This window comes from Micromonospora sp. 15K316 (genome assembly GCF_004348525.1).
Taxonomy (GTDB): domain Bacteria; phylum Actinomycetota; class Actinomycetes; order Mycobacteriales; family Micromonosporaceae; genus Micromonospora.
The window spans coordinates 34,902-57,981 of the sequence record NZ_SMKG01000010.1 but is presented as its reverse complement, the minus strand read 5'-3'; the positions used below and the strand labels follow the sequence as shown (position 1 = coordinate 57,981).

Here is a 23,080-nt window from a genome sequence, read left to right as displayed (position 1 = left end):
GGGCGGCCGCCACCGGGAGTCGCCGGCGGCTCGGCCCGTGGACCACCCGGCCTCAGCCGCCGGTCAGGCCGGGTCCAGCGCCAGGTCGGCCAGCAGCGGGTAGTGGTCCGACGCGCGGTCCGCGGTGCCGCCGCGGACCACCCGGACGTCCCGCGCCCGAGCGGCCAGCGCCGGGGAGCCGAGCAGGTAGTCCAGCCGCATCCCGACGAACTCCGCCCCGCCGTGCCAGGTCGGCACGGTGTGCCCCCCGTCCGGCCCGCCCACGCAACGTTGCAGGTCGACCAGGCCCGCGTCGAGCAGCACCCCCACCGCCCGGGTGTCCACCGTGCGCCCGTCGCGGCGCAGGTGCCGGCGGCGGTACTTCGGCTGGAGCCGGCTCAACTGCGCGGTGTGGTCCGTCGCCGGGTCCAGCGCGTTCAGGTCGCCACCGACCACGGTCAGCTCGCCCGGCGCCCGCCGCACGGCGCGTACCAGCCAGTCCACCTCGACCCGCCGCCACCCGCCCGAGTACGGGGCAAGGTGCGCGCCGAGCACGGTGAGCGGCCCCGCGTCGGTGGCCAGCACCACCCGGCCCGCCGCATGGTGGAACGGCCGGCGCAGCGGAGCCGCCGCGAGCGTACGCAGCGGTGGGCGGACGAGCACCGCCACCGGCTGTCCCAGGCAACTCGCCGACCGGTACGGGCGCAGGCCCAGCCGCGCGGCGAACCCGGCCAGCATCCGGTCGTCGAAGCCGCGAAGCTCCTGCAGGAGCAGCACGTCCGGCCGCTGCGCGTCGATCAGCTCGACGATCTCGTCCCGTCGGTCGGCGCCGTCGCCGTCGCGACCACCGGTACGGATGTTCCAGGTCATCACGCGCAGCACGATTCACTCCGTTCGGGTGGCCCGGACCAGCTCGTCGTCGAGGGTGTGCCCGTCCTCCGACTCGATGCTCGGCCGGTTGCCCGCGTGCACGTCGGCGTTGGGCCGGACGACCCAGTACAGCAGGCCGATCCAGAGCGCGCCGAGCAGGATCGCGCCCATGAAGTCGGTGGGGTGGTGCATGCCCCGGTAGATCCGGGAGGTGGCCACGCCGAGCGGCATCAGCACGGCGAGCAGCACGGTCAGCCAGCGCCACCACCTGTCGGTGCGGGCCATGACCAGTACGGCGATCGCCGTGTAGAGGCAGATCGTCGCGGCGATGTGACCGGACGGGAACGACGACGTGGGCATCGGCCCGTCCAGGTTCTCCACCGGCGGGCGCGGCCGGTCGACCGCGTGGGCGCTCGTGAGGAAGAGGCTCAGCTCGCCGAACATGGCCAGCGCCACGAAGAGCACGGGCCGCCACCGCCGCCACACGGCCAGAACCAGCGGGCAGAACACCAGCGAGACGAGCAGGATCGCGTGGGTGTCGCCGAACTTGCTCCACCACCAGCTCAGCTCGGTCAGGGCCGGGGTGTGCCGCTCCGCGAACCAGCGCGGCACCTCGCTGTCGAGGCTGGCCAGGAACGTCCCGCCGGCGTGGTGGCTGACGTACATGCCGAAGCCGTAGAGCGCGCCGAAGACCAGCACCCACCCGACGAGAAGCTCGGCGACCGCGGAGCGCGGGTGCTCCAGCACGTGCTCCTCGGCCGGGGCGGCGGCGATGTCGTGCCCCGCCTCGGGCTCCAGCCCCTCCGCCAGCGGCGGCGCCGGTCGGCCGCGCTCGCGCCGCCACAGCCGGAAGGCGTACGCGGTGACACCGAGCCAGGCGGCGCCGAGCAGCCACCCGGCGAGCACGTCGGAGACGAAGTGCACGCCCAGCGCGATGCGGGTCAGCCCGATGACGGCCACCAGCGCGGCGACAAGGGCGATCGCCGGTTTACGCCAGCGCGGTGCCAGCGCCGGGAGGAAGACCAGCAGCAGCGCCCCGTACGCGACGAACGATCCCAGGGCGTGGCCGCTGGGGAAGCTGTTGCCGGGTGCGCTGGCGACCGGCACGTCGACGATCGGCCGGAGCCGGCCGACCAGCGTCTTCAGCGACGGGTCGAGGATCAGCCCGCCCACCCCGGTGACGATCAGGTAGACGGCCAGCCGGGGTTGGCGGCGGATGAGCAGCCCCACCACGGCGATGGTGACCAGCCAGATCAGGACCGGCCGTCCACCGAGGTCGGTGACCGCCTGGAGCACGGTCACCACGGGGCCGTGCGGCGCGACGAGGTCGTTGAACCACTCCGCCACCGCGCGGTCGGCGGTGTACATCGGGCCCCACCGGAACCGGACCAGCATGAGCAGCAGGCCGAACGCGGCGCCGGCGCCGGTGATCACCGCCAGCCCGGCGACGCTCCGCTCGGCGAAATGCCCGATAGGTCGCCGCACCGCCTCTCTGACCGCGGTCACCCCGCACCTCCCTGGTCTCCCTGGCGAGGCGGCTTTACCCGGTTCGCTCGGCGGCTACACCGCACTGTCGCGCGTGCGGCGGGGCGCCGGTGGCCGGGGTGGGGCGGGCAGCTCCAGCGGGTCGAGCGTCTCCGCGCGGACCGTCTCCGGCTCCCACAGGTCCGGCTCGGCCGGCTCCCGCACACCGATGCGCAGCGCCTCCAGCTGCGCGGCGAACGCGAGCCCGCCGAAGAGCGCCACACCGGTGAGGTTGGCCCAGAGCAGCAGCGCCATCATCCCCGTCAACGCGCCGTACGTCTGGCCGAACGCGTCGCTGAAGTTGACGTACGCGGCCAGCAGCAGGCTGGTCAGCCACCAGAGCGCGGTCGCGATGCCGGCGCCGAAGAAGAGCCAGGAGAGCCCGGGTTGCCGGCGCCGGGGCGCGTGGCGGAAGAGCACGGCCACCGCGAGCACGGTCAGCGCCAGGCTGAGCGGCCAGCGGATCACCGCCCAGGCGCCGTGCACCCACACGCCCCAGGCGTAGTGCCGCTGCACGGAGTCGCCCATCGGGCCGCCGCCCACCAGGATCAGGAACCCGGTCAGCGCCGGGACGCCGGCGGTGACCGCGAGGACGGCGGCCCGCAGGTACTTCCGCAGGGCGGGCCGGTCCCGCTCCACGCCGTAGATCCGGTTCGCGCCGCGCTCGATCTGCGCCATGGTGGTGGTGAGCGACACCAGCCCGGTGAGCAGGCCGAGGGTGAGCGCCAGTTCGCCGGCGCGCTCGGTGCTCTCCCCCTCGCCGAGCAGCTCGGCCACGACCGGCTCGCTCGCCCCGGGGGTGACCGCCAGTACGGTGTCGGCGACCACCCGCCCGCCCTCCTCCACGCCGAGCTCGCTGATCAGGCCGGTGAGCGCGATCAGGAACGGCACCACGGCGAGGCAGAGTTGGAGCGCGAAGGCGCGGGAGTGGCTGAACCCGTCGCCGTAGCGGAACCGGATGAACGCGTCCCGCAGCAGGTGCCAGCCGCCCTGCCGGCGCAGGGTGTGCCAGGCGTCGTCGGCGGAGAGCTCCTCGTCGGCCATGAGGCGGGTCTCCGGCACGATGCGGGTACTACTCACGACGCGCCTCCTCGACCAGCTCCTCACCCCGCTCGGCGGCGCGGTCCACGTCGACGGCGAGGTCCCGCGCCCGTTCGGGCTGCGGCACGCACAACCAGAGCGACTTCGGCCGGATCACCGCGCGCAGCCGCCGGCCGGGGGCGATGAGGTCACCGTCGAGCTCCCGGGGCTGGGCGCGGCTGGCGGTGACCAGCACCCGGCGGCCGCGGAACACCTCCATCCTCGGCACCCGTCCCCGGCGGCGGATCACCGCCCAGCCGAGGGAGAGCCAGTCCCGCAGGGAACGCGGGGTGAGCACGGCGACGTCGAGCCAGCCGTCGTCCGGTTCGGCCTCGGTGAGCAGCCGGATGCCGCCCTGCAGCCGCCCGACGTTGGCGACCAGCACCGAGCGGGCGCGCCGGCGCACGGGGGGCCGGTCGTCGACCCGGATCGACACCCGCATCGGGCGGTCCCGAAGGTGCCGTGCGGCCCCCACGACGTACGCGGGCCAGCCGATCCGCGCCTTGGTCGCCTCGCTGGTGGCGGCGAGCATCTGGGCATCGAAACCCATGCCCGCCATGACGGTGAAGTAGCGCCCGTCGACCTCGCCCACGTCGAGCAGCCGGCGGCCGCGCTCGACGGCCACCTCCAGCCCGGCGGCCAGGTCGGTGGAGAGCCCGAGGTTGGCGGCGAGGAGGTTGCCGGTGCCCTGGGGCAGCACGGCGAGCGCCACGTCGGTACCGACCAGCGCGCTCACGCAGGACATGACGGTGCCGTCGCCGCCGCAGGCGAAGACCACGTCGACACCGGCGTCGACGGCCGCCTCGGTCTGGCCCCGGCCCGGGTCCTCGACGGTGGTCTCGTACCACAGCGGTTCGGGCCAGCCGGCGGCGGCGAGGGCGTCGGTCACGGTGCGACGCAGCCGCTCCAGATCGGCCACCTTGACCGGGTTGACCACGACGGCGGAGCGCAGCCCGCCGTCGTCACGCGCGGGCCGCGCACGCCGTCCACCATTCACGGCGTCAGTGTGCAGCAACCGGCGTCGTTCAGCGAGCCGTGCCGGGGTCGGGGTCGTAAGCGCCACAGAGAGGTTTGCGACGGCGTGCGCCTCGCCCGGGCGGCGGACCCGTTCGCCGGTCGGCTCGGCCGCCCCGAGGTTCGTAGCCGCGGGGCGACCGTCCGGGACGCCGTTCAGGCGGCCGTACGCAGCGCCTGTTCCACCCGGCGACGCAGGTCGTCGAGGTCGGCGCCGGCCTCGGTGAGCACCAGCGCCGCCAGGCCGTGGCCCTCGCGGAGCAGACCGAGCAGGATGTGTTCGCTGCCGATGTGGTGGTGCCGCAGCCGGATCGCCTCCCGCAGCGACAGCTCCAGGACCTTCTTCGACCGGGGTGAGAACGGACCGCCGGCGTAGCGGCGCCGGCGCCAGCGGCGGCGCGGCTCCGGTGCCGCCTCGCGCAGCGCGTCGGGGCCGAACGTCTCCTCGACGCGGGCCACGATGGCGGCCAGGTCGATGCCGATCTCGCGCAGCGCCGCCGCGTCGGCGTCGCCGAGGCCGACGCCACCGGTCTCGACGTGCCGGCGGATGCGGGCCCGCAGGTCGTCGGCGTCGACGCCGACCTCGGTGAGCACCCGGCTGGCGAGGCTCGCCTCGTCGGCGAGCAGGGCGAGCAGCAGGTGCTCGGTCCCGACCGGCCGTTGCCCCTCGGCTCGGGCCTCGTCAAGCGCCCGGCGGACGATGTCGCGGGCGCGGTCGGTGAACCGTTCGAACATCACGCCTCCCAGGAGGTGGGGACCGCCGGTCGTCCGGCGTGCTTCTTGTGGACCGCCTGCCGGCTGACCTCGAGCGCGTCGGCGATCTCCTGCCAGGACCAGCCCTGTCGGCGGGCGTTGTCGACCTGGACCACTTCCAGCCGCTCGAGCAGCCGGCGCAGCGCGCGGACGGCACGCAGCCCGACCCGGGGGTCGGGGCTGCCGGCGGCCGCCGCGAGTTCCGTCGCCTGAGTCATGCTGTCAACGTACGTTGACGACGGGAGCCTGTCAACCCATGTTGACATTCCGGCCGCGAACCGACCCGCCACCCACCGTCACGCGACTACCCTCGGGGCGAGGGAGCGTGGTCGTGCCGGGCGCGACGCCCGGGAGGTGATGTCCGATGACCGCAGCCACCGAACGGCCCGTGCTGGTCGGCCTCGGCTCGGAGCGCAACCTCGCGATGGTGCGGCTCGCCGCCGAGGAAGCCGTCGCGCACGGCCGGCCCCTGCACCTGGTGCACGCCTTCGACTGGCGTTCCGCGTTCGAGGCGGAGACCGTGGCCGCGCCACGCGACGAGGCCGAGGATCTGCTCGCCCGCGCCAACGACCTGGCCCGCGACGTCGAACCGGAGCTCACGGTCACCGGCGAGATCGTCGAGGGGCCCCGGGTTCCCATCCTGCTGCGCCGCTCCCAGCGGGCGTTCCTCCTCGTCGTCGGCGACGGCGGCATGGGCACCTGCGACGACTGCGTACCGTCCGACGCGCCCGCCGTACAACTCGCCGCCCAGGCCAGCTGCCCGGTGCTGGTGACCCGCCGCGAACCGCCGCCGCAGGGACCCGTACTGATCGGGGTGAACGGCTCACCCAGCTCGCACGAGGCCCTGGAGTGGGCGTTCGAGTGCACGAAGCGGCGCGGCAGCCGGCTGCTGGCCATCCGGGTGGTGGAACCCGACGAGCAGGACGAGGAGATCTCCCGGCAGCTCACCGAGGCCGTCGACCGGTATGCCGGCCGGCACCGCGACGTGCCCGTCGAATGCCACACCGTCCGCGGCGCCCCGGAGACCGTACTCGTCGAGCAGTCCCGCTCGGCGCAGGTGACGATGGTCGCGCCGCGCGGCGACGAGCCCGGCCGGGGCATGCTCGGCGCGGTGGCGCAGGCGCTGCTCTACCACGCGCCCTCACCGGTGATCATCGTCCGCGGCATGACCGACACCGCGCCGCAGGGGTCATGACGTCCGCCCGGCGGGACCGGCGGCCGGCCCGCGCGCCGGCCGAGCCGCCACCAGGAGATGCGCTTCCGGATGCAGCACTCCCCGAACCACGAGAGGCTCAGTCACCATGGACACCGCTCTCGATGCGCAGAGCCCGCTGACCGAGGACGAGCTGCGCCGGCTGGACGCGTACTGGCGGGCGGCCAACTACCTCACCGTCGGGCAGATCTACCTGCTGGACAATCCCCTGCTGCGCCAGCCGCTCGCACCCGAGCACCTCAAACCCCGCCTGCTCGGCCACTGGGGCACCAGCCCCGGCCTGAACCTGCTCTACGCCCACCTCAACCGCGTCATCGTCGACCGCGACCTGAACGCCATGTTCATCACCGGGCCGGGTCACGGCGGCCCGGCGATCGTGGCGAACACCTGGCTCGAGGGGAGCTGGACCGAGCGCTATCCCGGGGTCGGCCGTGACGAGGCCGGCATGCGCCGCCTGTTCCGGCAGTTCTCCTTCCCCGGCGGCATCCCCAGCCACGTGGCCGCGGAGGTACCGGGCTCGATCCACGAGGGCGGCGAGCTGGGGTACGCGCTCAGCCACGCGTACGGCGCCGCGTTCGACCACCCCGACCTGCTGGTCGCCTGCGTGATCGGCGACGGCGAGGCGGAGACCGGCCCGCTGGCCGGCAGCTGGCTCTCCAACGTCTTCCTCAACCCGGCCCGCGACGGCGCCGTCCTGCCGATCCTGCACCTCAACGGTTACAAGATCGCCGGCCCCACGGTGCTCTCCCGGATCCCGGAGCAGGACCTGCTCGAACTCATGCGCGGCAACGGCTACCAGCCGTACGTGGTCGCCGGCGACGACCCGGCGCGGGTGCACCGGACGCTCGCCGCCACGCTGGACCGGGCGCTCGACGAGATAGCGACCATCCAGCAGCTGGCCCGCTCCGGCGGACCGGTCGAACGCCCCCGCTGGCCGATGATCATCATGCGGACGCCGAAGGGCTGGACCGGTCCGCGCGAGGTCGACGGCGCGCCCGTCGAGGGCACGTTCCGCGCCCACCAGGTGCCGCTCTCCGAGGTCCGCACCAATCCGGCGCACCTCGCCGAGCTGGAGCGCTGGCTGCGCAGCTACCGGCCGGAGGAGCTCTTCGACGCCGCTGGCGCGCCGGTCACCGAACTGGCCGCCCTCCCACCCCGCGGCGACCGGCGGATGAGCGCCAACCCGGTGACCAACGGCGGCCTCCTGCTCCGGGAACTCGACCTCCCCGACTTCCGTGAGTACGCCGTCGACGTGCCCCGCCCGGGTGAGCCGATGGCCGGCGCCACCGGAGTGCTCGGCAACTGGATCCGCGACGTGATCGCCGCCAACCCGGAGACGTTCCGGCTCTTCGGGCCGGACGAGGTCGCCTCCAACCGGCTCGGCGCCGCCTTCGAGGTCACCGGGCGGACCTGGGTCGCCGAGACGTTCCCGAGCGACGACCACCTCTCCCCGGACGGGCGGGTGATGGAGGTGCTCTCCGAGCACCTCTGCCAGGGCTGGCTGGAGGGCTACCTACTGACCGGACGGCACGGGCTCTTCACCAGCTACGAAGCCTTCATCCACATCGTGGACTCGATGGTGAACCAGCACGCGAAGTGGCTGAAGGTCACCCGGGGCATCTCGTGGCGACGCCCGCTCGCCTCGCTGAACTACCTGCTCTCCAGCCACGTCTGGCGGCAGGACCACAACGGCTTCTCGCACCAGGACCCGGGCTTCATCGACCACGTGGTCAACAAGAAGGCCGAGGTGGTCCGCGTCTACCTGCCGCCGGACGGCAACACCCTGCTCTCCACCATGGACCACTGCCTGCGCAGCCGGCACTACATCAACGTGGTGGTCGCCGGGAAGCAGCCCGCCCCGAACTGGCTCACCATGTCCGAGGCGATCCAGCACACCCGGCGCGGGCTGGGCATCTGGGACTGGGCGAGCAACGACACCGGCAGCGAACCCGACGTCGTGCTCGCCTGCTGCGGCGACGTGCCGACACTGGAGACGCTGGCCGCCGCGGACCTGCTCCGCCAGCACCTGCCCGAGCTGAAGGTGCGACTGGTCAACGTCGTCGACCTGATGCGGCTCCAGCCGCCCACCGAACACCCGCACGGCCTGCCGGACAGCGAGTTCGACACCATCTTCACCGCCGACCGGCCGATCATCTTCGCGTACCACGGCTACCCGTGGCTGATCCACCGCCTCACGTACCGCCGCACCAACCACGACAACCTGCACGTACGCGGCTACAAGGAGGAGGGCACCACCACGACGCCGTTCGACATGGTGATGCTCAACGACCTGGACCGCTTCCACCTGGTCATCGACGTCATCGACCGGGTGCCCGGGCTGGCCGCCCGCGCCGCCCACCTGCGCCAGTACATGGTCGACAGCCGTCAGGCGTGCCGCGACTACACCCGCCGGCACGGGGAGGACGACCCACGGGTAGCGGAGTGGCGCTGGATCCGGGAGACCGATCCGGAGTTGCGGAGCGGTACGTGAGCGGGAACGAGATCCTGGTCGGCTACGACGGCTCACCCGACGCGGGAGTGGCCCTGCGCTGGGCACTGGACGAGGCGCGGCTCACCGGCCGGCCGGTCCGCCTCGCGTACGTCTTCGAATGGTCGACAGTGGTCGGTTGGCTCGGCCCCGGCGTGGCCCCCGGATTCTGGCCGGACGAGACCGCCCGCAACGAGGTCGACCACCTGGTGCACCAGGCGGCGGCCGACGCGGCCAACGCGCACCCGGGCCTGGAGGTCACCGGCGAGGTGCTCGACGGCCCGGCCGCGCTCCTGCTCCAGGAACGGTCGGCGGACGCCGCGCTGCTGGTGCTCGGCAGCCGGGGACACGGCGGCTTCACCGGACTCCTCGTCGGCTCCACCGCCGTCACGGTCACCGCCCACGCGCACTGCCCGGTGGTGGTGGTCCGCTCCCCCGCCGGGGACGTGCCGGTCGGGTCGCCCGACGGACCGGTGGTGGTCGGCGTTGACGGCTCCGAGCAGTCACTGGTGGCGCTCGGCTTCGCCGCCGAACGGGCCGCCGCTCGACGGGTACGGCTGTGGGTGGTCCGGGCCTGGTCGCCGGAGGCGGCGGGTGACGCCGACGAGGCGGTGGCGGCCGAACGTGCCGCGCTGGCGGAGTCCCTCGCGCCCTGGCAGCGCACGTTCCCGCAGCTGGACGCCGTCGTCGAGGTGACGGCCGGTGCTCCCGCGTCCCTGCTGGTCGAGGCGAGCGACGGGGCGCAGTTGGTCGCCGTCGGCACGCGCGGGCGGGGCGGGTTGCGCGGCATGCTGCTCGGCTCGGTGAGCCAGCAGCTCGTCCAGCACGCGCGGTGCCCGGTGGGGGTGGTCCGGGAACGCTGACCCGGTCGGACCGGTGCCACCGCCCGTCTCATCAACCCGCTCGCTGGCAGCCGAGCACCATGAGCTGGCACCGATCCGATCTCCTGACCTCGCCGGGCCACGTAACGGTGACGACGGCGCACCCGATCTGGTCGCCCACGACGGGCCCTCACCGTGATGGTCTGCCTCGTCAACTGCACCAGCACCGATACGCAGTCGCCTGCGCCAAGATCGCCTCTGCCAAGGCCTGCTACAAGCTAGCCACCGGGGCCGGCGATCCCTAACGGCCGGGCAACCTCTCCGCCCTGGGCGTGTCCAACGGCCTCTCGCTCTTCGGCACTAACCCACGCACCCGGCACCATCAAGGCGAAGTTGAGGTATTCGCCCAGGGGCGCCTCGTACAAGGCGATCCTCCGCGTCGACGTCAACGCGGGCGATGCCCAAGCGGAGCAAGTGACCCGGGGAACACCTACTGCGGAAGCACGTCCACCCCGAACTCCTGCATGAGGCCGACCACCGAGTCTACGAACTCCTCACCCAAGAGGGTTCGGGACATCGAGAAGCCCTTCCACAGCATGCGCCGTGGGAGTGTCGAGTCGCGGCGGCTCGAACGCAGGCAGTCGACAACCGCGTCCAGGTTGGCCCCGAAGTAACCACCCGGGCCGTTCATCGCCTCGCCCAAGGCACAGTAAAAGGCATCCTGGTCAGGCATGTTCTGCGCCGAGAGAGTTACGACCGGTGTGCTCTCATACCGGGTCGCAAGACGGCCCGGCTCGAACCAAGCCGTTTGCACAACGTGCAGCCAGCTAGAACGGAAGTCCGGGCTGTAAAGCATCCATTCCGCGGATCGCACGGGTTCCCCGGTGGCCCACCGGCGCCAGAGCAGGCCGGCATGTGGGTACTCGCATGAGTACCCATAGAACGAGGTGGCAAGATCAACGAATGCGTCCCCCTGCGCGCTCGGCTTGACGCCACAGAAGTCCACTCGCCCAATGTAGTAGGAGCCGATGACTCTCCCGTCGATTGCCGAGACTTGGAGCTCTACACCATCTCTTTGCCCGCTCGGCGCACCTTGGCGAGGGACGCCAACCAAGGACACGTCAGACCGCTTCCGCCGACCCGGCGCCACGAAGAACCCTCGTATTTCTTGAGCCGTCACGAGCAGAGAGCCCGAATCCTCATCGACTAGACGAAATAACGGAAAAGCTTCTGACATCAGCTATTTGCCAATCCGAAGAGCGTGGAGCAGGGGCGGGGCGCGCCGCGTCTCAAAGCGGCACACCCCGCCAGGCACGGAACGTCAATTCCAACCGGAATCGGGGAAGTGCGGTGCCGAGAACTTATGGATGGTCGTGTAGTGGTCGGTTGTCCAGCCCATCACAGTCTGACCGTTCGGGAGCCTCTTGACCAGGATCCGCGTCTTGTCGTTTGCACCCGGAACTCGATACTCCGCTGAGCCAGCCCACCACTTCTCGTGCGGCTTCCGGCCCTGGAAGGTGTCATGCGGGCTGAGATTGCCGGCGTTGATGTCGTCGTAGGCCTTGACGATCTTGTTGGACATTCCCTGCGGTAGGGGGTCGGACAGACGCTTGAGCGAATCGCAGGGAGTGTTGTGGACGAGGACCGACGTGGCGTCGGCGACCACGTAGTACGTGTGCAGGCCATCGACGGTGAGGTTGTAGGCGGCAGCACGACTGGAGGACTCCGAGACCCGGCCGGTGACCACGACCGCGCGGCCGTCGGAGTCGGTCAGCCGGTCTCCGGGCTCCAGGGCGTCGGCTGGTTGCCACTCCTGGTCCGTGGCGTTCCAGAACGGGTGGTCCTCGGTCGTGGTGAGGACGGCGCCGGCCACTTCCAGGGTGCGCAGGTCGTCCTCGTGGACCCAGAGGTTGCTCACCCTCCGGTCGCCGCTCTCGCCGGTCTCGGGGTCGGCGGCCTCGACCTCGTCGCCGACCTTGACCTCGCTGATCGGCTTGGCGGTGCCGTCGGCCATGAGCACCTTGGTGTCACCGCTGAAGCTGCAGAGGCTCGCAACGATCGCCTCGACGTTCACCGCCTCCCGGCCGATGAAGTTCCGCAACACTGCGAGCGAGCCGGTGCTCGAACCGATCAAGGAGCCGGTGGCCGCGAACTCGCCCTCGGCGAGGGCGGCCTCACCGATGCAGGTGATGCCCGTCATTCCGCAGGCCAGCGCCCCGAGGATCAGCGCCCCTAGCGTGAGGTCCTGAAGGATGGTGCGCTTCGGGCGCAGCGGGTTCTGCAGGTCGCACTTGAGCGCGTCACCGCCCATCAGGGTCGAGCACATGAAGACCCAGTTCTCGCCGCTCTGCGCCGCCCACTTGAGCATCTCCCCCCACGTGTACTGGGAGGAGCCCTCGTAGCCTCGGGCCTTCAGGACGGGCTTGAACTTGTCCGGCACCGGGAACCGGTGGCCCAGCACGTCGTTGATCGTCGGCGGCTTGATGTGCGCGTTCGGGTCCTTGGCCCCGCTGCACCCGTTGCAGCCGTCGTTGTGCCCCTCGACGTAGTGGTAGTTGCCCTGGGAGTCCACGTAGTCCGCGCCCGGCCCGCAGGCGTCGTCCGAGCAGAACTTGAGACCGGACGGGTCGGAGAAGGTGATCGGGCTGTTGTTGCCGTAGGCGTACGCGCTCCACTGCTGCGGGTCGGTCAGGTCCTGCACCGGGTCGACGGAGATGAAGCGGCCCAGCTGCGGGTCGTACTCCCGCGCGCCGATGTGGGTCAGGCCGTTGCTGTCGATGTCTCCGCCGACGAAGCCCTTCCGGTTGACCCAGGGAGTCGACTGTTCCCCGCGCGGCACGCCATACGGGGTCTGCCGCCGGACCGTGACCGTCTGCTTCAGCGCGTCGACGGCCACGCTCTGGGTGCCCTGGTGGTCGTCGAAGAGCCAGGTCAGGCCGCTGCCGTTGCGGGACGCGACGGCACTTCCCGCGAACTGGTAGTAGCGGGTGCCCGATGTGAGACCGCCCTCCCGGCGTACCTCCTGGCCGGGCAGGTAGAGCGTGCTGCTGGTGGCGTCCCGGTGGATGAGCCGGGTGCCCTCGGCGTCGTAGATGTTGCTACCCGCCGCGTCCCCGCTGCCCGACACGGAGACCAACCGGCCCTCCGCGTCCCAGCTCAGCGCCTGGGAGTTGGCGTCGGGCGGGCAGGCGTTGGCGGTGGCGCCGCTGGGACGGCAGGTGGTGTTGCCCGCATTGTCGTAGGCGTAGCGGGTGGTCACCGGGGCCTTCCCCGGTTCGGCGACGGTCACCGACGTCACCGCGTGCGGGCGGGTGACGCCCTTGCCCGGCGTCGGCAGCGCGTAGGTGCGCGTCGTGTCACCGGCGAGGGCGTGAGAGATCTCCTTCGTCCGGTTGCCGATCTCGTCGATGGTCCAGTCGTTCCAGTACGGCGCCGGTCCACCGAGGTCGATCACCGCCGGATCGGTGTCGCAGGCGACTCCCGACTTGGGCGTCCACGCCGAGGTGAGGCGCCGCAGCCCGTCGTAGCGGAAGCACTGGGTGTCGGCCGGGCCGACGGCGGGAGCGTCGGCGATGGAGGTGATGTTGCCCGCGTCGTCGTAGGCGTACCGGATGTCGGCGACGGTGCCCGCCGCGGTCTCCGGCTGCACGCGGCTGCGGGCCAGGCGCCGGGTGGTCAGGTCGTAGTCGAACGCCTGCTCGACGTAGACCCCGCCGTCGATCTTGCGGGTGTTGACGGTCGGCTCGCCGTACGCGGTGTACTGCTGGCCGATCACGTACCGTCCGACGTTGATCCGGTTCGTGTCCAGCGACGTCGGCAGACCGGTCACACTGTCGTAGTTGGTGGTGACCTTCTCGGTGGTCAGTCCGCCGCCGGCCGGATACGCGACACTCGCCGGACTGCCGTCGTACGGCGAGTAGCCGTAGCCGTACGACCAGGTGCCGGAGAGTCCGGCGCCCTCCGTCGAGGGGATCACGTAATCCACACCCGTCGGCTGGTAGCGGGTGTTGAAGCCGGTCGTCCGGATCGTGTATGCGTTCGCCGACCCGGGCGGGTCGAAGCGGGTGCTCTCGGTGAGCTGGCCACGCACGGTCGGCCCGCTGTACAGCTTGTCGTACTTCCACTCGGCGCGCTTGGTGGCGGCCGACTTGCTGCCCTCGTACAGGCCGATCTTGCGTCCGGTCTTGTCGTAGTCGTAGACGAGCACCTTGCCGTTGGCGTCGGTGGTCTGCTCGACGTCGCCGTAGTCGTTGTACTTCGTGGTGAGCAGGCCCTTGTCCGGGTCGTTCGCCGACTCCTGGCGGCCACGGACGTCGTAGGTGTACGTCCACTCGTCGCCCTTGGTGTCCCGGACGGTGACCAGCTGCCCCTTGCGGTCGTAGACGTAGCTTGTCGAGTGCACCGGCGTCACGTGCTGGCGCAGCTCGACGGTGTTACCGCGGACGTCGGTGACCGCGGTCGTCGCCGCGCTCGTGCCGGGCGGGGTGACGGTGGTCGAGTCGCCGAGGTACTTCGTGCTGGTGCGCCACTTCTCCACCAGGTTCGTGACGCCGTCGGTGCCGAAGAAGATGGCGTCGGTGGCGCGACCGGCGTCGTCGTAGACCGTCTTCGTCAGCGCCGGCACGGACCACTCCGGCTCCCACCACAGACCGCCCGCCGGCTCGCCCGGCTCGACGTGCGGCGAGTAGCCGGTCACCGCCCGACCGGCCTTGTCGTAGATCGTGTCGGTGACCAGCCGACCGCCGCCGACCGCCGCGCTCTGCGTCTGCCGGGGACGCAACAGCGCGTCCTGGATCTGGTACGAGACCAGGTAGCCGCCGCCCGCGTGCAGGGTCTGCGACTTCGTGTACGGGTACGCGTCACGGTTCGGCGCGAAGACGTACGTGTACTGCACCGAGGGGCTGGTCGGGTGATCCGCCTTCGGCCAGCCCACCTGCCAGACTCGGGCCAGCCGGCCGAGCGCGTCGTACTCGCGGTCGCTGACCCGCCCGTTCGGGTCGGTCGCCCTCGTCGGCGAACCCCGGTACGGCTCGGACTCCACGGTGGAGGTCCAGGCGGTGCCGCCGTTCGGGTCCGGGACGGTGGTGCTCACCTTCAACAGCGGGCCACCGGAGGCCGGCGTGTAGGCGGTGCTGGTCACGTTGCCCCGGACGTCGGTGCTGGTCAGCGGCCGACCGAACACGTCGTACGTGCCCTTGCCGACCACCTGCCAGGTGGTGCCGGCCGCTTTGCTCCAGTCCTTCAGTTTCTCCGTCTGGGTGACGGCGCCTATCGTCGGCGGCGTGTCGACGCTGGTCGCGCCGTCGTAGTAGACCCGCTCGTCGGAGATCACGTCGTCGGTGGACTGCGGCGCGCTGCCGCAGGCCAGCGCGGTGACGGTGGTCTCCTTGACCAGCGTGAGCAGGTTGACGCCGGTGTTGCGGTTGTAGCTGTAGGTGGTGCACCGCTCGTCGCCGGTCTTGTTCAGGTCGCCGTCGTCCTGCAGCCGGTCGACGGTGCCGTACCGGTCGTCGAACCACGACTGGGTCCGGGCGACCCGCCAGCCGGCGGCGCCGTCGACGCCGAGCGCGGTGCCCGAGTAGGTGGCCTTGGTGTTGGTGTACCGCGCGGTGACGGTGTCGCCGTTGATGGTGCGGCTGGCGAGCGCCGGCGACATCCAGGGCACGTTGACGACCTTGCTGACCGGCTTGGTGTCGACGCCGTTGTAGGTCACCTGCTCGCGGACCATGCCGGCGAACTGGTCCTCGTCGTAGACCGTCTCGCTGCCCAGCGACGCGGGCACCGTCACCGTACGGCTGCCCCCGGAGGTGGACGCCCGGTCACCGTGCATGCCGCGCAGGTAGCTGGTGCGGACAAGCGTCTGGCTCGGCGCGTCGCCGACCCGGGTCTCGACCGTGGCGTACCCGCGGAACTGGTTCCAGGTCTTGCGCTTGGGTTTGATGAGGCCGTTGTCGTCGGCGTAGTGCCAGGCCGCGTCGCCGACGTAGGTGTAGAAGGTGTTCTTGACCGGCTGCCCGTGGTCGGTGCCGTCGACCATCACCATCAGGTCCGACTCGGAGACCTTGGTGACCACGTACTTGTGCCACCACTCGGTGATGTCCGGCCCGTCCGGGTCGTACGGGTCGGGCCCGACCACCGGGTAGCAGCGCTTCGTGTTCCCGTACGTCGTCGCCGGCAGGTTGCCGGAGGCGCAGTCGGGCAGGCTGTAGGTCACCTGGATCTTGGCGCCGGTCTCGGTGACGATGTTGCCGATACGCATCCGGTTGTTGGTGGTGTTGTGCTTGGTCAACACCCGGTTAGGCAGCGACACCGGCTCGAAGGTCACCGGCGGCATGGTGCTCGTGCCACCCACGTGCCCGGCGTGGACGACGGAGGTCAGGAACATGCCCGCGTAGTCGCTGCCGTCCCCGACCGCCGGCCAGGCCTGGCCCAGCGTCCAGGAGTCCACCGGCTGCCAGTCCGGGGTCGACCGGGTGGTGTCCCACACCTGCGTGGTGATCTTCGTCAGTCGCTTCGTCGACCAGTACGTCGGGGCGTAGTTGGTGCCACAGTCCGCCGCCGCCTCGGTGCACTCCTGGTCCCAGGGGACGTCCTTCCAGTGCGCCGCGTCGTGCTTGCCGCAGTCCGCGGTGCACCGGTCGCCGGTGGAGAAGAGCACCTGCGCGGTCGGCTTCACCGAACGGTCGACCGTGCCGTCCGCGCGCTTGCGGTCCCAGGTGCCGTAGTCGACGCGGTCGAGCGTGCCGCCGCGGACGTAGTCGGCCTTGTCGGTGGCGGTGAAGTTCCGGCCGTAGTAGTTGGTCTCCGGCGTGTACCAGTACGACATGGTGTTGCCGTGCGGGTCCACCACGTAGTCGAGGTTCCACCGCCACGCCTGGTCGCAGAAGGAGGCGGTGAAGCCGGACTCGTGGCAGGGCTCGCCGGAGTTGTTGCCGGCGACCGGCACGGTCCAGGTGGAGCGGGTCTTCTCCGTCTCGCCGGGCAGGCTGTGCCGGCCGAAGAAGTACTGCATGCCGTCGCTGGTCGTGACCTTCCAGTACTCGCCGTTGTCGTCGCCGTTGCCGGCACCGGTGAGCTTCTCGATCCTGGAGCCGTCCTCGCTGCGGCCGTGCCAGCCCTTGCCCGTCTCGAAGACCAGCTCGGTGCCGCGCCCGTTGAGTGACATGGTGGCGTTGTCGGAGCGCCAGCAGTGGTCGCCGGTCTTCCGGGTGTTGTTGGCGCCGTCGCCCATGTCGTCGGCGCACTCGACGTAACTGCGCTCGATGTACCCGGGCCAAAAGTCGAAGCCCTCACCGATCCAGGACGGCTGGTTGTTCGACGCGTCCGACTTGCCGTCCACCGCGCTGCTGGAGTAGGCGAGCGTGATGGACGGGGTGGGACCCGCGGCGGACGGCGGGGACTGCAACGGGTAGGTCCACGAGAAGTCACCCGTGGAGCCGCCCGACGACCAGGTCGAGGAGGGGGAGAGCGGCGTCGCGGAGAAGTCGCCCTCGTCACCCGACACGCCGGCCGCGAGCGCGACCAGCGTCGACGTCGTGCCGGCGCTCCGGGCGGCCGGGGAGACCGGCGCCAGCGGCACGTCGGCACTGACCGTCCCGTCCTGGTTGCGTGACTCCAACGGCGTCGCCGCGCATCCCAACCGGCCGGGCGTGGTCAGCGCGCACTCGGGCACCTGCCACAGCCGCAAGCGGGACGACCAGCTGCCGCCGTACGCGTTCGCGAAGCCGCGGTAGTCCACCGAGACCGACGCCGCGCCCGGCCCGGCCGCCGCAGTCGCGGCCGCCGCCTTCCCGGTCGCCGCAGTCCCGGCCGCCACCTGCCCGTTCTCGCCGGCCACCCGCAGCAGCAACCCGTCGCGCCACTGCGCCGGCACCGACGCCCGGTCCAACACCTCGACCGTCACGGCCTGGGTACGCGCCCCGGCCTCTCCCCCGGCCCGGCCCACCGACACCGGCAGGCTCCCGGCCCGCGCCGTCGGCGCGGCGGCCCGCCGCTCACCGGTCGGGGTCGCCGGCAATGTCACCGATGCCCTACCCGGCTCCGGCCACACCGGCGCGGCGAGCTGCGCGCTGCGTACCTCCTTCGTCGGCCACGCCCGCCCCTTGGCCGGCGCGCCGTCGGTGTCGACCTTCTCCTGCTGCGCCGCCAGATGCGGCGTGGGCTTCGCCGCCGCCTGCGTCGGAACGGTGAGGACCGACACGACCAGGACGCCGCTCAGCAGCGCGGCGACGGCGGCCCGGATGCGGCTGGCGGGACTCCGTAGGGACCTGAGGGGATGCAGAAGCGTACGTTTCACCCACGTCTCCAGAAGGTGTGGTCGGGACGGGAAGGTCAGTGGTCGACGCGGCGTGCCGACCCGAGGTGGGCCGGCACACCGCGCGCGGTTCAGTCGACCGGTTCGACGGCCTCGACGGACTGTGCTTCGAAGAGCGACTTGACGGCGGCGTCGGTCAGCACGCCCTGGTAGAGCCCGAGGTCGTCGATGTCGCCCTGCCAGCGGTCGGTGGGCTTCACGGTTCCCCCGCCCACCGGCGTGAACTGGGCGGCGCCCACCATCAGCGGGCCGGTGGAGTCGAAGGCCACGTCCGCCCCGAAGGTGAGGGTGTCCTCGAGGACGCCGTTGACGTAGAGCCGGATCTCCCGCCGCGCGACGTCCTGGACGCCCACCAGGTGGGTCCACCGGGACAGGTCGTCCTCCTCATTCATCGCTCGCGACCTCATGAGCGCGGTGTGAGAGTTCTTGACGTCGCTGTCCGCGTTGAAGGTGGTGAACGACCACCGGTTCTGGGTGGTTCCGTTCTCCACGACCGGGCGCTGGCCGAGGTAGAAGGCGGACTGCTTCACGCCCAGCTGGGAGACCGCGGTCTGCGTCCCGAGCGAGGACGGGCGCACCCAGACCGACACGGAGAAGGACTCGTTCGTGCGCAGCACCCGCCCGTCCTGCCAGGTGGGGTTCTGGGGTTCGCCGAGGTTGTCCTGGGAACGGCCGTACTCCCGGGTCGCCAGGCCGAAGTACGGGTCGTTCGGGTCCTCCACCCAGTGGACCGAGTCGAGGGAGAGGCCGTCGTCGCGGTGACCGGAGCCGACGTTGCTGCCCTGGGCGAGCGCCAACCGGCGGCCGAACTGCCCGGCCTCCCGCGCGCCACACAGGAACGGGTCGGTCGACTCCTCGTAGCAGGGAGTGGCACCGGCGAAGTCCCAGTCGCCGACCTTGACGGCGCTCAGCATGCCGGGCTCGTCGAAGCCACCCGAGCTCGGATCCTCGGCGAGCTGGCCGGTAAAGTCGTGACCGACCAGGACCCGGTCGTAGACCTGCACGTCGACGAGGTTCCCCTTGAACCAGTTGCCCGGCGCGCCGAAGGACCATCCGCGGCCGATGGTGAACTTCCCGCCCGCGCTCCAGGGCGCCACGGTCCGGTCGACCTCGGCGGCGAGCGCGCCGTTCACGTAGAGCCGCACCTTGTTCGCGGTCCTGTCGTACACCCCGGCGATGTGCGTCCACCGGCCGACGTCGGCCGTGGTCAGCGCGGTGCTGCTGAACGCGGCCCGGGTCGTGCTGGCCTGCACGTCGCTGTCCTTCATCAGGAACGACCACCGTGGCGTCAGCGGGGATCCCACCAGCCGGGTGCCGAGGTGGAACCCGGCCGCGTTCGCGGCCTCCTGGGCGGCGACCACCGTGTCGTCCGTGGTCGGCAGGGCGTTCAGCCGTACCCAGGCGGCCACACTGAACGAGTCGGTGGTGTCGACGACCTTGGCCGTGGTGCTGAGCGACGACGACGTCCCGTTGAACGACGCCGTCTCGCCCCGGATGAGTCGCAGGTCACCGGCCCACGACACGCTGCCGCTGGTCAGCGAGTTGTCCCCGCCCAGGGTCGGCTGGCTGTCCTTGAGCGCGCTGCCCGTCGTGACGCCCGGGTACGTCTCCAGACCCCACCGGGCGATCGCCGGGGACGGTCGTTCGGCGGTGAACTCGGCGGAACCGTCCTTGAGGTTGCCCACCCCGTCGAACGCGCGAACGTAGAGCACGTTGATCCCGTACTTCGGCACGACCAGGTTGACATCGGCCTTCTTGACCGTGATCAGACCGGAGGTCGGGTCCTGGACGGTGCCCTGCACCGCCGCGACCTCGGTGGTGGCCGGGTCGACCCACCCGTACCGGAACTTCGGCACGGTCAAATCCTTCGAGTAGATCGTGAAGGTCACCTGCTCACCCGGGAGTTGCCGACCACCGGTGACCAGCACGTTCACGTCCGGCACTGTCGTGTCGACGAGGAATTTGCACCAGTCCGACCACGGGCTGGTGCGGCTGTACGGGGCGGGGTCGGTGGCCTTGGCGCGGAAGGCGTACGTGATCCCCTCGGAGACGGTGATCGCGGCGGTGGTGGATCGACCGCCGGCCGGGACGGACGCTCCGGCGGGCGCCGTTCGCCGGGGCGTCGAGTCGACGATGACGCCGTCGGCGGGTACCTGCACCCACTCGTAGCCGGTCGTCAGCGCCTGGGTGCTGTCCGCGTCCGGGAAGATCGCCGAGAACGTCGGTTTCGTGCTGCCGATGACCTTCGTCGAGGTCGTCGAGCAGGCCACGCCGGCGATCTGGAGGCTGTTCGGCTTACCGGGGATGTTGTCGAAGTCGACGACGAGCTTGGCGTTGTTGGGGAAGAACTTCTTCCACCGGTCGGTCGTCGACTCGCCAGTGCCGCTGGTGGCGCTGCACGCGCAGAAGCCAAAGGTGATGTTGGTGGCGTTGCTGGTCGCGTGCGACTGGATGACACTCGTGACCGCCGAACCGGTGAAGTTGACGGTCATGTCCGGCTGCGGCGAGTCGGAGCAGCCGGATCCCTCGTTGGCGTGCGAGTTGGCTGAGGACTTCAGGCTGTTCAGCTTCGGCGCCCACGCCGTGCGGGGCGTGGAGGCGATGCCCCCGGAGTGGTACATGTACGTGGGGGTGTTCCCGCACGACCAGGAGTGGTCGAGCTTCATCTGCACGTACGCCGACTCGATGTGCTTGCTCTTCATCGAGGTCAACGGGAAGTCGAAGTAGGACCGGTAGAGCTTGCCGCTGTCCGGGTCCCGGCCGACCCGGGCCACCGAGGTGTCGGTGTTGTTGGTGTTGTTGCTCGTCGCGTACGCCCACCGGGACTTGCCCGTCGACCACGCCGGGTCGATGAAGACGGGGAAGGCCGCGTCCTCGGCCAGCAGGGTCGGATCCGGTCGCAGCACCAGGTCACCGTCGGTGACGGCCACGCCGACGGGCGAGGTCCTGGCGACGTCACCCGGGGCGGTGGCGGTGGACGGGCTCGGCTGACCACCGCCGTCGACGGGCGCCAGCGATCGCGCGGCGGCCGCCGGCGGCGTCGTGTTCGAGTCCCACATGACGGCGGGTTCGGCCGAGGCGATCACCTGGTCACCGGCGACGGCCGTCAACCGCCCGTCCAAACCCCGCACCACCCGGGCGTCACCACCGAGATCGAAACGCAGGCTCCGCAGCACCGGGTTCGCCGCCGCCAGCGCCGACTTCACCACGAACACATGCGTGAAACCCGTCCGCGTCGCCCGCAACACCAAATCCGTACCCGGCAACACCTCCGCGTACGTCGCCGAATCACCCGACACACTCGGCGCCGGCAGGCCACCCGGCCACGACAGCGTCAACGACCGGCCCTGCCGCACCAACGTCACCGCCGGACCCGCGCCACCACCGGAGAACCGCACATCCGCCACCGACGCCACCGGCCGCAACACACCACCCGCCGCCGGACGCAACGACAGATCCACATCCACCCACGAACCGTCCGAGCGCATCACCCGCTGCGGCACCACCGCCGACTCCGCCGTGAACCCACCCGACGGATTCGCGAACACCTGCGTCAACTCGGTCCGCGCCGAACCTACCTCGACCCGCACACCAGAACGCGCCGCCCGCGCAGCCGCCGACGCCGCATCCGGCGCCACCGACCCACTCCCCGGCGCGGACACAGGCCCCGCCGCCACCACCGGCGACGGCGCCACCAGAACCGAACCCACCACCGCCGCCACCACACCGGCAGCGACGAATCGACGACGACCTCTCAGCGAAAGGGCAGGCAGCATCGAGCGGCCGGACACCATCGCAACCCCCGTGAAGGATGTGAACCAGACGCGCGAACTGTAAGCGGCGATCACGCTACTGTCCACACCAGTCACAACCCGTAACCACAAACCCGGCAAAGCCCACGAAGAAGGGGCCCCGAGCAACCACTAAGTGATCAATTTGCCGGCCGAAACGGTCGCCGTGCTCGCCGATCGGAGGAACGCGGCGGATCAGACACTCTCGGTGCCCTCAACCGCAGCCAACAGGGCCGCCTCCCGCGCCGGGTCCAGGCCGACCAGGGCCCGCGCCGGACGCCCCGCCCGCGGCGGCACCGTACCCACCGCGGACAGCCAGCTCCAGGTGTCCGCGACCGTCTCGATCAGCGGACGGCAGGTCAACCCGGCCGAGTGAGCCCGCTCGACGCCACGCTCCTGCAACCACCGGTACTCGTGACCACGCGGGACCCAGATCGGCAGGTCGATCCAGGGCATGATCCCGGCGGCCAGGATCGGCTCCGGCGGCGTCCAGCACAGCCGCGCGTCCGCCCCGGTGACCCGCACGCAGGCGTCGAGCACCTCGCCCATCGTGGCGTGCCCGGTGCGGCTGACGACGTCGTACGCCCCGCCGTGCGCCCGCGCGCCCGCATCGAGCAGCCAGCGGGCGAGGTCACGTACGTCGACGTACTGCACCGGCAGCTCCGGCGGGCCGGGGGCCAGCACGTCACCGCCCCGGGCGACGCGCCCCAACCACCAGGGCAGCCGGCCGATGTCCTCGCCCGGACCGAGGATCAGCCCGGCGCGGGCGAGCAGGGATCGTTCCCCGAAGACCTCCCGCACCGCCCGTTCGGCGCCGGCCTTGTTCTGCGGGTAGTCGCCGTCCTCGGCGTCCGGGGCGGCCTCGACCACCGGCGCGTCCTCGTCCGAGCCCGGCTCGACCGGTTCGGCGTAGACCGACGCGCTGGACACGTAGACGTAGTGCCCGACCGAGCCGGCCAGCGCGCGGGCGGCGTCGAGGGCCACCCGGGGCGCGCCGTCCCAGGTGTCCACCACGACGTCCCACTCGCCGCCGGCCAGCGCGGTCAGCCCACCGGGTGCCGTCCGGTCGCCGCGCAGCCGGTGCACACCCTGCGGCACCTCGCCGTGCAATCCCCTGTTGAACACCGTCACCGACCAGCCCCGCCGCACCCCCTCCGCGACGGTCGCCGCGCCGACGAATCCCGTACCGCCCAACACCAGAAGTCTCATGGCCCCACCGTGCCCGGTCGCCGG

Annotated in this window: 13 protein-coding genes; 3 read left to right on the top strand and 10 right to left on the bottom strand. The window is 71.3% G+C overall.

The features are described 5' to 3' along the window. Positions 1-63: 63 nt before the first annotated feature. The 6 genes from E1211_RS04670 to E1211_RS04645 form a co-directional block, all read right to left on the bottom strand. Positions 64-861, bottom strand: a complete 798-nt coding sequence (locus tag E1211_RS04670; protein WP_132345729.1) for an endonuclease/exonuclease/phosphatase family protein — start codon at positions 859-861, stop codon at positions 64-66. Between the two features lie 3 nt (positions 862-864). Further along, positions 865-2,355 carry a phosphatase PAP2 family protein gene (locus E1211_RS04665; protein ID WP_132345727.1) on the bottom strand — a complete coding sequence of 497 codons (1,491 nt, stop codon included), beginning with the start codon at positions 2,353-2,355 and terminating at the stop codon, positions 865-867. A gap of 54 nt (positions 2,356-2,409) precedes the next feature. Then, on the bottom strand, positions 2,410-3,453 hold the full coding sequence (locus E1211_RS04660) for a YihY/virulence factor BrkB family protein (RefSeq protein WP_132345725.1): 1,044 nt from the start codon (positions 3,451-3,453) through the stop codon (positions 2,410-2,412). After that, a complete protein-coding gene (locus E1211_RS04655) occupies positions 3,446-4,450 on the bottom strand; it encodes a diacylglycerol kinase family protein (RefSeq protein ID WP_132345723.1) in 1,005 nt (334 codons plus the stop codon). The genes E1211_RS04660 and E1211_RS04655 overlap by 8 nt, the downstream gene beginning before the upstream one ends. Before the next feature lie 173 nt (positions 4,451-4,623). Continuing rightward, on the bottom strand, positions 4,624-5,202 hold the full coding sequence (locus E1211_RS04650; RefSeq protein WP_132345720.1) for a Clp protease N-terminal domain-containing protein: 579 nt from the start codon (positions 5,200-5,202) through the stop codon (positions 4,624-4,626). Next, a complete protein-coding gene (locus E1211_RS04645) occupies positions 5,202-5,438 on the bottom strand; it encodes an HTH domain-containing protein (RefSeq protein ID WP_076471445.1) in 237 nt (78 codons plus the stop codon). Before E1211_RS04645 ends, E1211_RS04650 begins: the two co-directional genes overlap by 1 nt. Positions 5,439-5,584: 146 nt before the next feature. Here E1211_RS04645 and E1211_RS04640 point away from each other — a divergent pair, with 146 nt between their 5' ends. From E1211_RS04640 to E1211_RS04630, 3 genes are all read left to right on the top strand, one after another. Next, entirely contained in the window at positions 5,585-6,415 is an 831-nt protein-coding gene (locus tag E1211_RS04640; RefSeq protein WP_132345718.1) for a universal stress protein, read from the top strand. A 106-nt stretch (positions 6,416-6,521) separates the two neighbouring features. Next, positions 6,522-8,924: a phosphoketolase gene (locus tag E1211_RS04635; protein WP_132345716.1), complete on the top strand. Its 2,403-nt coding sequence runs from the start codon at positions 6,522-6,524 to the stop codon at positions 8,922-8,924. Continuing rightward, positions 8,921-9,784: a universal stress protein gene (locus E1211_RS04630; protein WP_132345714.1), complete on the top strand. Its 864-nt coding sequence runs from the start codon at positions 8,921-8,923 to the stop codon at positions 9,782-9,784. The genes E1211_RS04635 and E1211_RS04630 overlap by 4 nt, the downstream gene beginning before the upstream one ends. 448 nt (positions 9,785-10,232) lie before the next feature. Here E1211_RS04630 and E1211_RS33680 read toward each other — a convergent pair whose 3' ends face one another. The 4 genes from E1211_RS33680 to E1211_RS04610 all read right to left on the bottom strand — a co-directional run bounded on the left by E1211_RS33680 (position 10,233) and on the right by E1211_RS04610 (position 23,056). Beyond that, the gene (locus E1211_RS33680) at positions 10,233-10,598 is read right to left on the bottom strand and encodes a barstar family protein (protein WP_256371307.1); all 366 of its coding nucleotides are present in this window, start codon (positions 10,596-10,598) and stop codon (positions 10,233-10,235) included. Positions 10,599-11,063: 465 nt separating this feature from the next. Next, positions 11,064-18,038 (bottom strand): polymorphic toxin-type HINT domain-containing protein, encoded by a 6,975-nt coding sequence (locus E1211_RS04620; RefSeq protein WP_132345710.1) that lies wholly within the window; start codon positions 18,036-18,038, stop codon positions 11,064-11,066. 89 nt (positions 18,039-18,127) lie between these two features. Next, positions 18,128-21,604, bottom strand: a complete 3,477-nt coding sequence (locus E1211_RS04615) for a LamG domain-containing protein (protein WP_132345707.1) — start codon at positions 21,602-21,604, stop codon at positions 18,128-18,130. Positions 21,605-22,042: 438 nt separating this feature from the next. Next, on the bottom strand, positions 22,043-23,056 hold the full coding sequence (locus E1211_RS04610) for an NAD-dependent epimerase/dehydratase family protein (RefSeq protein ID WP_132345705.1): 1,014 nt from the start codon (positions 23,054-23,056) through the stop codon (positions 22,043-22,045). Between the last annotated feature and the right edge of the window lie 24 nt (positions 23,057-23,080).